This window comes from Pseudomonas sp. JH-2, assembly GCF_036231725.1.
Classification (GTDB): Bacteria; Pseudomonadota; Gammaproteobacteria; order Pseudomonadales; family Pseudomonadaceae; genus Pseudomonas; species Pseudomonas delhiensis.
On record NZ_JAZAQP010000030.1, the window covers coordinates 46021 to 59830 of the forward strand.

The following is a 13810-nucleotide window of genomic DNA, read 5'->3' on the forward strand; positions in this document are numbered from 1 at the left end:
CCCGAGGTCCGCCGCAGACAATGTGCCACTGCCCATTACCCCCTGAGAGGAAACAACGATGAGTGGGTCCCCTGCCACGCGTGCCGCTGGCGTAACCGATCACGATGCCGAGCAGCTTCGCGCCCTCGGCTACAGCTCGAACTTCGAGCGCAGCATGAGCCTGTGGGAGAACTTCTCCCTGGGCTTCACCTACCTGTCGCCGGTCGTCGGCGTCTACACCCTGTTCGGCCTGTGCCTGGCCGCCGGCGGGCCGCCGATGTTCTGGTCGTACCTGCTGATCGGCCTCGGCCAGCTGCTGGTGTGCCTGGTGTTCGGCGAGGTGGTCTCGCAGTTCCCGATCTCCGGCGGCGTCTACCCCTGGGCGCGGCGCCTGGTGGGCAAGCGCTGGGCGTGGATGGTCGGCTGGGTCTACGCCTGGGCGCTGTGCGCCACCATCGCCGGCGTCTCCGTCGGCGCCGGCCCGTACCTGGCGGCGCTGCTGGGCTTCGCGCCGGACGCGAACGTCAGCATCTACATCGCCCTGGCGCTGATCCTGGTCTCCACCGGCCTCAACCTGGTGGGCACCAAGCTGCTGGCGCGGGTGGCCATGTTCGGCTTCCTCTGCGAGCTGGTCGGCGCCATCCTGGTCGGCGGCTACCTGCTGGTCTTCGAGCGCCACCAGCCGTTCAGCGTGCTGTTCGACACCTTCGGCCTCGGCGCCGCGGACGGCTCCTACCTGCCGGCCTTCCTCGCCGCCTCCCTGGCCGGCCTGTTCCAGTACTACGGCTTCGAGGCCTGCGGCGACGTGGCCGAGGAGACCCCCAACCCCGGCAAGCGCATCCCCAAGGCCATGCGCATGACCATCTACATCGGCGGCGCCGCCGCGATGTTCGCCTGCCTGGCGCTGATCCTCTCGGTGCCGGACATGCACAAGGTGCTCGCCGGCGAAGACACCGACCCGGTCGCCACCATCCTCGCCAACGCCTTCGGCCCCGTGGGCTCGCGCCTGGTGATGGCGGTGGTGCTGGTGTCCTTCGTGTCCTGCGTGCTCAGCCTGCAGGCCGCCGCCAGCCGCCTGCTGTTCGCCTACGCCCGTGACGAGATGATCGTCGGCAGCCGCGTGCTGCAGCGCCTGTCGGCCAACCACGTGCCGTCCGCCGCGCTGGTCGTCAGCGGCGTGGTGCCGGCTGCCATCGTCTGCCTGGGCCTGTTCATGGCCGACGCCACCGCCACCATCGTCGGCTTCGCCGCCATCGGCATCTACATCGCCTTCCAGCTGATCGTGGTCGCCGCGCTGATCGCCCGCACCAAGGGCTGGGTGCCCGGCGGCCAGTTCAGCCTGGGCCCCTGGGGCACGCTGGTTAACGTCGCCGCGCTGGTCTACGGCCTGGGCGCCATCGCCAACATGGTCTGGCCGCGCAGCCCCGACGCGCCCTGGTACATCAACTACTCGATGATCCTCACCACCGCCGTGGTGCTGGGCGCCGGCCTGCTCTACATGCTGCTGGCCAGGCCCTACGACAAGGGCACCGCGCCAGCCGGCGACGCCCACAGGATCTCCGGCCGCCAACGATCCGTGCGCGCGACTGGCGCGCTTACCGAACCGGCTTGATCGCAACCCTGACGCAATTCGGGCCATACGCCTGAGGGGCGCGTCCGGCGCCGCGCGGGGCCCCTTCCCCGCGCCGGCGCCAAGCGGTTTGCGAACGGGCCTGCCAGCCCCGCGCTTGGCAGGCCCGGTTTTTTTCCCGCACTACGCCAGGCCTGACCACGACGTAGGGCGGATAACCGTTCGCGGTTATCCGCCGTTTCACCTTTCTCATCGCCAACGCCGTGGCTAAGCCTGGCGCGCCCTACAAGGATGCCCAGGCTCGACCCGAGCGGGGTTCGGCCAAGGCCAAACGGCGGATAACGCGGAGCGTTATTCGCCCTACGCCGGACTTGGCCACGACGTAGGGCGCATAACGCCTATGGCGTTATCCGCCGCAACCCTCGCTCAGCGGGCAATCCACAACAGGCACGCCGACAAGGTCACCAACGACCCCAGCGTCGACAACAGAATGCTCCGCGAGACCACCGGTGCCTCGCGCCTGTAGTACTCCGCCAGCATGTACGGCCCGGTGCCGGTGGGCAGCGCGCTGAGCAGCAGCGCCGAATCCGCCCACAGCGGCGGCAGGGCGAACACCTTGTAGGCGAGGAAGCCGGTCAGCAGCGGCTGGCCCACCAGCTTCACCAGCACCAGCGGCCAGGCGCCCACCTGCGGACCCTCCTGCTTCTGCGCCAGGAACAGGCCGAGGGAGATCAACGCGCAGGGCGTGGTGGCCGCCGCCAGCAGGTCGAGGAAATGCACCACCGGCTCGGCCAGGCCCAGGCCGCCGGCGGCCCACAGGCCTCCAACGATGGGCGAGACCACCAGCGGGTTCTTCAGCAGCGCGCGGCTCACCACCAGCACCGCGCGGCCGATGTGCTTCTCGCTCTGCAGGCCGACCTCGATGCACACCACCGCCACCGCGAAGAGCACGCAGACCACCAGCAGCGAGGCGATCAGCGCCGGCTCCAGGCCGTCCTGGCCGAACACCAGCAGGCACAGCGGGATGCCCATGTAGCCGGTGTTGGCGTAGGAGGCGCTGAGCCCGTCGATGCTCGCCGCCGGCAGTCCGCGGCCCTGCCACAGGCGCCAGGCCAGGGTGGCGCCGAACACCAGCAGGCAGCCGGCGGTGAAGGCGGCGAGGAAGCCCGGCTGCCAGATTTCCGCCCAGGTGGCCGTGGCGGTGACCTTGAACAGCAGCGCCGGCAGGCACAGCCAGACCACCAGCCGGTTGATCTCCGAGGCCGCGCCCTCGCCCAGGCGGTTGCTCCGGCGCGCCAGCCAGCCGGCCAGGATCAGCGCGAAGATGGGCAGGACGACGACGATCACGGTGTGCATGGGCGGCTCGGCAAGGCATTGTCATGGGCAGGCTGGCGAGCATAGGATCGGGCCATCGATACCGTCCAATGCTTGTTGAAGGCCAAATTGATACCGGAAATGCATCGATGATCGAACTGCGCCAGCTGCGCTACTTCCTCGCCCTCGCCGAGCACCTGCACTTCGGCCGCGCCGCCGAGGCCCTGCACCTGACCCAGCCGCCGCTGAGCCGGCAGATAGCCGCGCTGGAGGCCGAGCTGGGCACCCCGCTGTTCGCCCGCCATTCGCGCGCGGTGGAGCTGACCGCCGCCGGCCGCGAGTTCCAGCAGCACTGCAAGAGCCTGCTGGCCGGCCTCGACCTGGCGGTGCGCTCGGCCCGGGCCAGCGCCCGCGGCGAACGCGGCGAGCTGCGCCTGAGCTTCACCATGGTCGCCGCCTGGACGCTGCTGCCGACCCTGCTCAAGCGCTACAGCGACGCTTATCCACAGGTGAAGGTGGTGCTCAACGAAGTGCTGCCGCGCGACCTCGGCCCGGCGCTGGAAGCCGGCGAGGCCGACGTCGCCCTGACCTTCCCGGCCCGCGAACCCGGCCAGCTGCGCTACCGCACCCTGCTGCGCGAGCCGTTGTGCGCGGTGCTGCCGGCAAGGCATCCCCTTGCGACGCGGGAGCGCCTGGCGCCCGCCGAACTGGCAGCGGAGGCGTTCATCAGCTTCCCCCACAGCACCGCGCCGGCCCTGCACGAGGCGGTGATGCAGTGCTGCCGGGACAACGGCTTCGAACCGCGCATCCAGCTGGAGCCGCACCTGCAGCAGACCATCGTCAACCTGGTGGCCGAGGGCCTGGGCGTGGCCCTGGTGCCGGACTCGATGCGCAAGATGCAGCTGCCCGGCGCGGTGTTCGTGACGTTGGAGGCGTCGCCACTGGTGGACTATGGGGTGGCTTGGAGCCCGCATAACGACAACCCTTGCCTGGGGGCTTTCCTGCGGTGTGCGGGGGTGGATACGGGCTCTTCGTAGGAGCGAGCTTGCTCGCGAACGGTGTTCCCCGGATACGCTTGCGTTACACCGACCTCCGTCCCCTCTCCCCAACCCTCTCCCTGAAGGGAGAGGGGGCTTGTCCGTGCCGAGAAAGGTGATGGTTTCCGCCGGAAACCTCTGCGCTAGCCGGCTAACGCCATAACATCAAACCCTGCCCAACGGTCCCCTCTCCCTTCAGGGAGAGGGTTAGGGAGAGGGCGCTCTACCGCCCAACACCCAAAGTCCCAAGCAAGCTCATTTCACCAACCGCGCATCCAGACTATTCTGCGCCAACCGCTGCGCCTGCTCCTTCGTCATCCCCAGGTGCTCGTACAGGGCCTGGAAGTTCTCGGTGACGTAGCCGCCGAAGTAAGCCGGATCATCCGAGTTCACCGTCACCTTCACCCCGCGCTCCAGCATCTGCAGGATGTTGTGCTCGCGCATGTGGTCGAACACGCACAGCTTGGTGTTGGACAGCGGGCAGACGGTCAGCGGGATCTGCTCGTCGATGATGCGCTGCATCAGCCGCTCGTCCTCGATGGCGCGCACGCCGTGGTCGATGCGCTCGACCTTGAGCAGGTCCAGGGCTTCCCAGATGTATTCCGGCGGGCCTTCCTCGCCGGCGTGGGCGACGGTCAGCAGGCCTTCGGCGCGGGCGCGGTCGAACACGCGCTGGAACTTGCTCGGCGGGTGGCCGACCTCGGAGCTGTCCAGGCCGACGGCGACGAAGGCGTCGCGGAACGGCATGGCCTGGTCCAGGGTCCTGAACGCCTCTTCCTCGGACAGGTGGCGGAGGAAGCTGAGGATCAGGCCGTGGCGGATGCCCAGCTGCTTCTCGCCATCCTTCAGCGCGCCCTGGATGCCGCGCAGCACGACTTCGAAGGGAATGCCGCGGTCGGTGTGGGTCTGCGGGTCGAAGAAGGGTTCGACGTGGATGACGTTCTGCGCCTTGCATTTGAGCAGGTAGGCCCAGGTCAGGTCGTAGAAGTCCTGCTCGGTGCGCAGCACGTCGGCGCCGGCGTAGTAGAGGTCGAGGAACTCCTGCAGGTTGTTGAAGGCGTAGGCCTTGCGCAGGGTCTCGACGTCGGCCCAGGGCAGCTTCACCTGGTTGCGTTCGGCCAGGGCGAACAGCAGTTCGGGCTCCAGGGTCCCTTCCAGGTGCAGGTGCAGTTCGGCCTTGGGCAGGGCGTTGAGCCATTCGTACATGGGTGGTTTCTCGTCATCGGGCTGGATCGATGCAAGTTTAACCCGGCCTGGCCCTGCGCGTGGGCCGCCCCGCCGCGTGCGGGACGGCCCTGTGGCGATCAGAACGCGAAGTGCGCCTCGTCCAGCGCCATCAGGCAGCCGGCGCCGCCCAGCAGGGCCTCGCGGTGCATGCTGGCGCGCGGCAGGATGCGCCGCAGGTAGAAGTCGGCGCTGGCCAGCTTGGCGCGGTAGAAGTCGCCCTCGCCAGTGCCGGCGTCCAGCGCCGCCTGGGCGGCCCCGGCGGCGCGCAGCCACAACCCGGCGAGCAGCGCGTAGGCGCTGTACTGCAGGTAGTCCACCGACATGGCGCCGATTTCCTGCACGTCGCGGCGGGTGGCGGCCAGCACGTCGGCGGTCAGCCCGCGCCATTCCTGGATGCGCTCGCGCACCACGGCGGCCATGGGCGCCAGCTCGGGGTGGGCGGCCAGGGCGGCACAGGTTTCCGCCAGGTCCGCCTGCAGCGCGGCCATCTCGGCGCCGCCGTCGCCCAGCAGCTTGCGGCGGATCAGGTCGAGCGCCTGGATGCCGTTGGTGCCCTCGTAGATCTGGGTGATGCGGCTGTCGCGCATCAACTGCTCCATGCCCCACTCGCGGATGTAGCCGTGGCCGCCGTAGACCTGCACACCGAGGCTGGCGACTTCCTGGCCCATGTCGGTGAGGAAGGATTTGACGATGGGGCTCAGCAGCGCCGCGCGCTTGCCCGCCGCCTTGCGGCCATCGGCCTCGGGGTGGCCGTGCTCCAGGTCCAGCTCGCGGGCGCAGAGCGCGGCGAGCATGCGGCTGCCTTCGGTGAGGGTCTTCTGCGTCAGCAGCATGCGCCGCACGTCGGGGTGAACGATGATCGGGTCGGCGGCCTGCTGCGGCTGCGCGGGGCCGGTCAGGGCGCGCGACTGCAGACGCTCGCGGGCGTAGGCCAGGGCGCCCTGGAAGCTGCGCTCGGCGATGCCCAGGCCCTGCAGGCCGACCTGGAAGCGCGCGTCGTTCATCATGGTGAACATGCAGGCCAGGCCCTGGTTGGCCTCGCCGATCAGCCAGCCGGTGGCGCCGTCGAAGTTCATCACGCAGGTGGAAGCGCCCTTGATGCCCATCTTGTGCTCGATGGCGCCGCAGCCCAAGGCATTGCGCACACCCGGCGTACCGTCGGGGTTGGCGATGAACTTGGGCACCAGGAACAGGCTGATGCCCTTCACTCCGCCCGGGGCGTCCGGCAGGCGCGCCAGCACCAGGTGGACGATGTTCTCGGACAGGTCCTGCTCGCCGCCGCTGATGAAGATCTTGCTGCCGCTGACCCGGTAGCTGCCGTCGGCCTGGGGCTCGGCGCGGGTGCGCAGCAGCGCCAGGTCGGTGCCGGCCTGGGGCTCGGTGAGGCACATGGTGCCGGTCCACACGCCGCTGACCATCTTCGCCAGGTAGGCCTGCTGCAGCTCGGCACTGCCATGCTTGTACAGCGCCAGCACGGCGCCCTCGGTGAGCCCGGAATAGACGCGGAAGGACAGCGAGGCAGCCATCAGCATCTCGTGGAAGTTCGCCGCCACCAGCTGCGGGAAGCCCTGGCCGCCGAACCCGACCGGGCCGGTCATGCTCGCCCAGCCGTTGTCGCAGTACTGCCGGTAGGCCTCGCGGAAGCCGTCCGGGGTGGTCACCGCGCCGTCATGGAGGGTTGCGCCCTGCTCGTCGCTGTTGCGGTTCAGCGGCGCGACCACTTCGCCGGTGTAGCGCGCGCCCTCTTCCAGCACGCCATCGATCAGCTCGCGGTCCAGGCCGTTGCCCAGCAGCGCGCAGTGGCCGGCGGCGTCGAAGAGTTCGTGGAGGACGAAGCGCATGTCGCGCAGGGGGGCCTGGTAGCTCATGCGCCCTGCTCCCCGTGGACGTCGGCGAAGCGACCACCACTGGCGGCCAGGCGCTCGATCAGCGCGGCCGGCTGCCAGTGCGCGCCGTGCTGCCCGGCGAGGTCGCGCAGGCGCGCGAGGATGCCGGCCAGGCCCTGGGCGTCGGCCCAGGCCATGGGCCCGCCCTGGGCCGCGGGGAAGCCGTAGCCGTTGAGGTAGACGGTGTCGATGTCGGCGCTGCGGCTGGCGATGCCCTCGTCGAGGATCTTCGCGCCTTCGTTGACCAGCGCCAGCAGGCAGCGCTCGAGGATTTCCTCCGGGCCGATGTCGCGGCGCGCATAGCCCAGGCGCTCGGACTCGCGCAGCACCAGGGCGTCGACCTCGGGGTCGTGCTCGGCCTGGCGGCTGCCGGGTTCGTAATGGTAGAAGCCGTTGCCGCTCTTCTGGCCGAAGCGGCCCATCTCGCACAGGCGGTTGTCCACCTGCACGGTCGGCGCGTCCTGGCCCTTGCCGGCCAGCTCGCGGGCGCGCCATTCGAGGTCGATGCCGACCACGTCGAACATGCGGAACGGGCCCATGGCGAAGCCGAAGCCCTGCAGCGCGGCGTCCACCTGGAACGGCAGCGAGCCTTCGAGGATCAGCCGCCGGGATTCCTGCACGTACTTCTCCAGCATGCGGTTGCCGATGAAACCGTGGCAGTTGCCGGCCACCACGCTGACCTTGCCCATGCGCGCGCCCAGTTCCAGGGCGGCGTCGAGCACGGCGGGCGCGGTCCTGGCGCCACGCACGATCTCCAGCAGCTTCATGATGTGCGCCGGGCTGAAGAAGTGCAGGCCCAGCACCTGGGACGGCCGTGCGGTCACCGCGGCGATGGCGTCGACGTCCAGGTAGGAGGTGTTGCTGGCGAGGATCGCCGAGGGCTTCAGCGCCGCGTCCAGCTCGCGGAAGATCGACTGCTTGAGTTCCAGGTTCTCGTACACCGCCTCGATCACCAGGTCCGCCTCGCGGATCGCCGCGTAGTTGTCCGCCGGGGAAATCCGCGCGCGGCGGGCCGCCGCCTCCGCCTCGTCGATCCGCCCCTGGCGCACGTTGTGGGCATAAGTGTCGGCCACCGCGCCCTGGGCCTGCAGCAGCATCTGCGGGTTGTTGTCCAGCCACTGCACCTGCACGCCAGCGTTGGCCAGGCACATGACGATGCCGCGGCCCATGGTGCCGGCGCCTATCACCGCGGCGCTGCGAATCGGGGGAATCGGGCTCATGGTCTTCCTCTTGTTATCGAAACGGGCGTTCGAGCAAAAAAGCGACAGTCACCATAGGCAAGTTCGGATTATTTTTGAAATTTAGTCTTGTGATGCGCAGTATTTATCCGATGAATATAAATACCTTCGACCTCAACCTGCTGCGTGTCTTCGACGCCCTCCTGCGCGAACGCAGCGTTTCCCGCGCCGCCGAGCGCCTGGCCCTGAGCCAGCCGGCGGTGAGCAACGCCCTGGGCCGCCTGCGCGAGCTGCTCGACGACCCGCTGCTGGTGCGCATCGGCCGCAGCATGCAGCCCACGCCACGGGCGCTGGAGCTGGAGGCGCCGATCCGCGAATCGCTGCAGCGCATCCTGCAGAGCCTAAGCGGCGCCGAGCGCTTCGATCCGGGGCGCAGCCGCCAGCGCTTCATCCTGGCGCTGACCGACTACGCCGAGCTGCTGTGCATGCCGGCGCTGCTGCGGCAACTGGGCACGGAAGCGCCGGGCGTGGCCCTGGACGTGCGCCACCTGGCCCCGAGCCTACCGGTGGAGGCGCTGGACAAGGGCAACCTGGACCTGGTGCTGGGCCGCTTCGAGGAAGTCCCGGCGCGCTTCGAGCGCCGCCCCTGGGCCAGCGAGACCCTGCGCCTGCTGGCCCGCCGCGGCCACCCGCGGGTGGACGGCCCGCTGTACCTCGGCGGCTTCCTGCGCGAACGCCACCTGTGGGTATCCGGCGGCCAGACCCGCGGCATGGTCGACCTGTGGCTGGCCAGCCAGGGCCTGAAGCGGCAGGTCGCCTACGTCACGCCCAACTACCTGCAGGCCGCGCAGCTGGTGGCCGAGACCGAGCTGCTGACGGTGCTGCCGACGCGCCTGGCCGAACATTTCGCCAAGCGGCTGCCGTTGCAGGTACTGGAGTTGCCCTTCGACGTCGGCCAGTTCCACCTGGAGCTGGTGTACCTGGCCCAGCGCGAGCGCGACGTGGCGTTGCAGTGGCTGGTGCAGCGCATGCTGGAGGCCGCGCCGCGACCGTAGGGTGGAACGCCGACGGCGGATAACCGTTCGCGGTTATCCGCCGTCGGCCGTGCCACCGGGGCGTCCGGCGTGGTCGGTGAATCCGATCGCGGACGGAGTCCGCTCCTACGCAGCCCCCACCGCGCCATCACCCCGTAGGAGCGCGCCCTGCGCGCGAATCGCGGGCAGGGCCCGCTCCTACATCACCGGCTGGCAACGCTTTTCGTAGGACGCGATCATCCGCGCCAACGCGGCTCAGAACCGGTCGCGGATCACCACCTCGTCCAGCGCCAGCTTGCCCACCCGCGGCTTGGGCGCCAGGGTCTGCTTGCCGACGGCGACCATCAGGCCGATCACGTGGTTCTCCGGCAGGTTGATCAGCTTGCCCACGGCGTCGAAGTCGAAGCCGTCCATGGGGCAGGAATCCAGGCCCTTGCCGCGGGCGGCGAGCATCAGCGTCTGGGCCATCAGGCCGCAGCTGCGCATGGTCTCGTCGCGCTGCACCTGGGGCTTGCCGCGGTAGTAGGCGTCGATGGCGCCGGCCATGTAGTCCTGCACTTCCTGGGGCGCGCCTTCCCACACGCGGCGGGCGTTCTTCTCCCAGCTGTCGAGCTGGGCGCAGACCACCACCAGCATGGACGCGTCGGTCACCTGCGCCTGACCCCAGGCCACTTCGCGGATGTGCGCGCGCAGCTGCGCGTCGCTGACCTCGACCAGGCGCACGTGCTGCAGGTTGAAGGCCGAGGGGGCGAGCATGGCCAGCTGCAGCAGCTCGTCCTTCTCCTCGCGGCTCAGGCTGAAGGCCGGGTCGTAGCCCTTGACCGCGCGGCGGCTGCGGATGGCTTCGTCGATATGCATGGGGGGACTCCTTTCATTGACGGCGAAAAATGCCCGCCATGGTAAACCGCCCGGGCGTACGCTTCAGGCGGTTTTCCCGATAGGAATCATCGAATCGCTACACCGCCTGCAACGACGCCTCGTCGTCCTGCTGGGCGCGCGGCGAGGTGAAGGTCAGGTAGCCGTCCTCCACCTTGCCGTGGCGCAGCAGCGCCAGGTCCAGGGCGTAGTTCTGGTAGAGCTTCCAGGGCGTGCGGTCGCCCTGCTTGGGCATCTTGTCGGCGGCGCGCTGGATGTAGCCGGAGTTGAGGTTGAGGAAGGGCTCCTCCTTCACCTGGCCGGCCCCGGCGCGCGGGGTGCACTGGCGCATGCCGATGGCGTCCAGGTGGTTGATCAGGCGGCAGAAGTACTCGCTGGAGAGGTCCGCCTTGAGCGTCCAGCTGGCGTTGGTGTAGCCGACCACCGCGGCCAGGTTGGGCAGATCGCGCAGCATGATGCCGCGGTAGCCCATGCTCTGGTTGACCTGGAACGGCTTGCCGTCCACCGCCAGCTCCGCACCGCCGAACATCACCAGGTCCAGGCCGGTGGCGGTGACGATGACGTCGGCCTCCAGCACCTGCCCGGATTTCAGGCGGATGCCCTTCTCGCAGAAGCTGTCGATGTGCTCGGTGACCACCGAGGCCTTGCCCTTGCGCAGCGCCTTGAACAGGTCGCCGTCCGGCACGCAGCACACGCGCTCGTCCCAGGGCTTGTAGCGCGGGCTGAAGTGGCGCATGTCGAAGTCCTTGCCCAGCTGGTGCCTGGCCAGCCCCAGCAGGGCCTTGCGCACCACGCCGGGGAAGGCCTTGGAGAGCATGAAGAAGATCATCTGCATGGTCACGTTGCGCGCCCGCGCCTGGCGGTACACCCAGGTCTCGGGCAGGAAGCGGCGCAGGAAGTTCGAGATGGGGTCCTTCTGCGGCAGGCTGATCACGTAGGACGGCGAGCGCTGCAGCATGGTGACGTGGCGCGCCTTGTCGGTCAGCGAGGGCACCAGGGTCACGGCGGTGGCGCCGCTGCCGATGACCACGATGCGCTTGTCGGCGTAGTCGAAGCCTTCCGGCCACAGCTGCGGGTGGATGACCTGCCCGCCGAACTGCTCGCGGCCCTTGAATTCCGGGGTGTAGCCGGCCTCGTAGCGGTAGTAGCCGGTGCACATCAGCAGGAACTGCGCGCTCATGCGCACAGGTTCCGGCTCGTCGCCGCGCTGCACGGTCAGCAGCCAGCGCGCGCTGTCGCTGTTCCAGTCGGCCTTGAGCACGCGGTGGCAGTAGCGGATCTTGCCGTCGATGCCGTTCTCGTGCGCGGTCTCCTCGATGTAGTGGCGGATCGAGGGGCCGTCGGCGATGGCCTTGGGGTCGGTCCAGGGCTTGAAGTTGTAGCCCAGGGTGTACATGTCCGAGTCGGAACGAATGCCCGGGTAGCGGAACAGGTCCCAGGTGCCGCCCATGGCCTCGCGGCCTTCCAGCAGGGCGAAGGTCTTGCCCGGGCAGTGCTTCATCAGGTGGTAGGCGGCGCCGATACCGGACAGGCCGGCGCCGACGATCAGGACATCCAGGTGCTCGACAGACATGGTGGCTCCTCGGCCGGTGGCGGACAACGCCTTGCTGAGTCTAGGAGGGAATTCCTCCCCCGTACCCTACAAGGGACGCCACCGGCCGGCGCCCCACCCTAGGATGGGTGGAGCCACCGCGGCGTTACCCCTGGGCGAGCTGCGCCGCCACCCAGGCGCGCACCTGGGCGTAGGGGTAGTCCTCCAGCGCTGCGTAGCCGGGCAGCGTGCGCGCCCGCAGGCGGGTGAAGGCCGGCACGCCGATGCCACAGAGGAAGCGCGTCACGCAATCGGCGCTGGGCGGCAGGCCGCGGGCGCCGCGGTATTTCTCCAGGAAGGCGGCGCAGCGGCTCTGCAGCGTCTGCCCGTCCAGCGGCGCCAGGGCCGGCGGCTCCGGCAGGCGCGCGACGCGGCCGGCGCAGACCGAGCAGTGCCCGCAATGCTCCGGCGCCCGCTGGTCGCCGAAGTAGCGCGCCAGGCGCCGGCTCAGGCACTGGTCGCTGGCGAAGAGTTCGAGCATGGCGCCGATGCGCGCGATCTCGCTGGCCTCGTGGCGCTTGAAGTAGGCGTACAGCTCGTCGCTGAGCGCCTCGGGGTCGAACCCCGCCTCGCGCACCGCATAGACCTCGGTCATCTGCTTGCTTTCCAGCTCGATCCAGCCGCGTTCCTGGAAGTAGTCCAGGGCCTTCACCACCCGCGCGCGCTCGGCGCCGTGGCGCTGGTAGAGGGTGTCGAAGTCGAGGGTCGACCAGGTGCGCGCCCGCGCCGAGGTGCTGAGGATGGCCTCGACGAACTGCCGCCGCTCGCCTTCGAAGTGGCCCAGCAGGGCCGCGGGCTCGATGAGGTTCTTGAAGCGGTATTCGGCGAAATAGGCGAAACGCGGGGCGATGATGCCGCGTAGCTCCAGCTGCACCAGCAGCGTCTTGAGCGGCAGCTGGCGGATGTTCGACTGGTCCGACAGCGCGGTCAGCATCAGCTCCCACTGGCCGTTGGGCGCGGCGGCGATTTCCTCCAGCACGCTGCGGATGCCCTCGCGCTCGGGCGTGTCGCCGTAGACGAAGTTCTCCAGCACGCTGAGGCTGTCGCGGTTGGCCAGCACCAGGCAGTCCGAGTTCTGGCCGTCGCGGCCGGCGCGGCCGATCTCCTGGCTGTAGTTCTCCACCGACTTGGGCAGGTCGAAGTGCACCACGTTGCGGATGTCGCTCTTGTCGATGCCCATGCCGAAGGCGATGGTCGCGACTATGCAGTTCAGCCCGCCGGCCATGAAGCGCTGCTGGATGACCTCGCGCTCGGCGTGGTCCATGCCGGCGTGGTAGGCGCGGGCCGGGATGCCGCGCTCGCACAGGTGCGCGGCGATGTCCTCGGCGGTCTTCTGCTGGGTCACGTAGACGATGCTCGGCTGGCCTTCGCGCGCGCCCAGCCATTCCACCAGGCGGGCGCGCTTGGCGGCGCTGGCCACCGGCTCCACCTGCAGGTGGAGGTTGGCGCGGTAGAAGCCGGTGGTGACCACGTCCGCCTCGGCGATGGCGAACTTGGCGCGCATGTCGTCGATCACCGCCGGCGTCGCGGTGGCGGTCAGCAGCAGCACCTGGGGAATGCGGAACTGCCTCTGGTAGGCCGGCAGCTTCAGGTAGTCGGGGCGGAAGTTGTGGCCCCATTCGGAGATGCAGTGCGCCTCGTCGACCACCAGCAGCGAGATCGGCACCTCGCCGATGAAGTTGCGGAAACGCTCGTTCTTCAGGCGCTCCACGGAAATCATCAGCACCTTCAGCTCGCCGCTGCGGGCGCGGGCCATGGTCTGCGCCACCTGCTCGCGGCTCTGCGCCGAGTCGATGCTGGCGGCGGCGATGCCATGGCGGGCGAGGAAGGCCAGCTGGTCCTGCATCAGCGCCAGCAGCGGCGACACCACCAGGGTCAGGTGCGGCAGCATGATGGCCGGCAACTGGTAGCACAGCGACTTGCCCGAGCCGGTGGGGAAGATCGCCGCCGCCGAGCGCCCGCCCAGCACGGCGCTGACCGCCGCCTCCTGGCCGGGGCGGAACTGGCGGAAGCCGAAGACGCGTTCGAGGGTGTCGTGCATGCGGGTCTCTCCATTACCTGTCATGGGCGGAAGCTCCATGCTAGGGACCGCCGTTGTAGGAGCGAGCCTGCTCGCGA

Annotated in this window: 10 protein-coding genes; 3 read left to right on the plus strand and 7 right to left on the minus strand. The window is 69.3% G+C overall.

Annotated features, from left to right (window positions below):
* Positions 1-58: 58 nt before the first annotated feature.
* A complete protein-coding gene (locus VV867_RS19915) occupies positions 59-1591 on the plus strand; it encodes an APC family permease (RefSeq protein ID WP_328567343.1) in 1533 nt (510 codons plus the stop codon).
* Between the two features lie 384 nt (positions 1592-1975).
* On the opposite strand, the gene VV867_RS19920 is transcribed toward VV867_RS19915, so the two are convergent.
* The gene (locus tag VV867_RS19920) at positions 1976-2905 is read right to left on the minus strand and encodes an AEC family transporter (protein WP_275627989.1); all 930 of its coding nucleotides are present in this window, start codon (positions 2903-2905) and stop codon (positions 1976-1978) included.
* Between the two features lie 107 nt (positions 2906-3012).
* Between VV867_RS19920 and VV867_RS19925 the strand changes: the two genes are divergently transcribed.
* Positions 3013-3900 (plus strand): LysR substrate-binding domain-containing protein, encoded by an 888-nt coding sequence (locus tag VV867_RS19925; protein WP_328567344.1) that lies wholly within the window; start codon positions 3013-3015, stop codon positions 3898-3900.
* Between the two features lie 255 nt (positions 3901-4155).
* Here the strand turns inward: VV867_RS19925 and VV867_RS19930 are convergent, their stop codons facing one another.
* From VV867_RS19930 to VV867_RS19940, 3 genes are all read right to left on the minus strand, one after another.
* Entirely contained in the window at positions 4156-5106 is a 951-nt protein-coding gene (locus tag VV867_RS19930; protein WP_328567345.1) for an adenosine deaminase, read from the minus strand.
* Positions 5107-5204: 98 nt separating this feature from the next.
* Entirely contained in the window at positions 5205-6995 is a 1791-nt protein-coding gene (locus tag VV867_RS19935) for an acyl-CoA dehydrogenase C-terminal domain-containing protein (RefSeq protein ID WP_328567346.1), read from the minus strand.
* Complete coding sequence (locus VV867_RS19940) at positions 6992-8233, minus strand: 3-hydroxyacyl-CoA dehydrogenase (protein ID WP_328567347.1); 1242 nt, start codon at positions 8231-8233, stop codon at positions 6992-6994. The genes VV867_RS19935 and VV867_RS19940 overlap by 4 nt, the downstream gene beginning before the upstream one ends.
* 110 nt (positions 8234-8343) lie before the next feature.
* Here VV867_RS19940 and VV867_RS19945 point away from each other — a divergent pair, with 110 nt between their 5' ends.
* A complete protein-coding gene (locus VV867_RS19945) occupies positions 8344-9246 on the plus strand; it encodes a LysR family transcriptional regulator (RefSeq protein WP_328567348.1) in 903 nt (300 codons plus the stop codon).
* 234 nt (positions 9247-9480) lie between these two features.
* Here the strand turns inward: VV867_RS19945 and VV867_RS19950 are convergent, their stop codons facing one another.
* From VV867_RS19950 to VV867_RS19960, 3 genes are all read right to left on the minus strand, one after another.
* Positions 9481-10083, minus strand: coding sequence for a nitroreductase family protein (locus VV867_RS19950; RefSeq protein ID WP_109936879.1), 603 nt, complete (start codon positions 10081-10083; stop codon positions 9481-9483).
* Positions 10084-10180: 97 nt separating this feature from the next.
* Positions 10181-11674 (minus strand): flavin-containing monooxygenase, encoded by a 1494-nt coding sequence (locus tag VV867_RS19955; RefSeq protein WP_328567349.1) that lies wholly within the window; start codon positions 11672-11674, stop codon positions 10181-10183.
* 124 nt (positions 11675-11798) lie between these two features.
* On the minus strand, positions 11799-13733 hold the full coding sequence (locus VV867_RS19960; protein ID WP_328567350.1) for a RecQ family ATP-dependent DNA helicase: 1935 nt from the start codon (positions 13731-13733) through the stop codon (positions 11799-11801).
* Between the last annotated feature and the right edge of the window lie 77 nt (positions 13734-13810).

Excerpts from the sequence above, each read along its gene's own strand:
- VV867_RS19915 (WP_328567343.1), top strand. The coding sequence starts at position 59 with ATGAGTGGGTCCCCTGCCACGCGTGCCGCTGGCGTAACCGATCACGAT.
- VV867_RS19920 (WP_275627989.1), bottom strand. The coding sequence starts at position 2,905 with ATGCACACCGTGATCGTCGTCGTCCTGCCCATCTTCGCGCTGATCCTG.
- VV867_RS19925 (WP_328567344.1), top strand. The coding sequence starts at position 3,013 with ATGATCGAACTGCGCCAGCTGCGCTACTTCCTCGCCCTCGCCGAGCAC.
- VV867_RS19930 (WP_328567345.1), bottom strand. The coding sequence starts at position 5,106 with ATGTACGAATGGCTCAACGCCCTGCCCAAGGCCGAACTGCACCTGCAC.
- VV867_RS19935 (WP_328567346.1), bottom strand. The coding sequence starts at position 6,995 with ATGAGCTACCAGGCCCCCCTGCGCGACATGCGCTTCGTCCTCCACGAA.
- VV867_RS19940 (WP_328567347.1), bottom strand. The coding sequence starts at position 8,233 with ATGAGCCCGATTCCCCCGATTCGCAGCGCCGCGGTGATAGGCGCCGGC.
- VV867_RS19945 (WP_328567348.1), top strand. The coding sequence starts at position 8,344 with ATGAATATAAATACCTTCGACCTCAACCTGCTGCGTGTCTTCGACGCC.
- VV867_RS19950 (WP_109936879.1), bottom strand. The coding sequence starts at position 10,083 with ATGCATATCGACGAAGCCATCCGCAGCCGCCGCGCGGTCAAGGGCTAC.
- VV867_RS19955 (WP_328567349.1), bottom strand. The coding sequence starts at position 11,674 with ATGTCTGTCGAGCACCTGGATGTCCTGATCGTCGGCGCCGGCCTGTCC.
- VV867_RS19960 (WP_328567350.1), bottom strand. The coding sequence starts at position 13,733 with ATGCACGACACCCTCGAACGCGTCTTCGGCTTCCGCCAGTTCCGCCCC.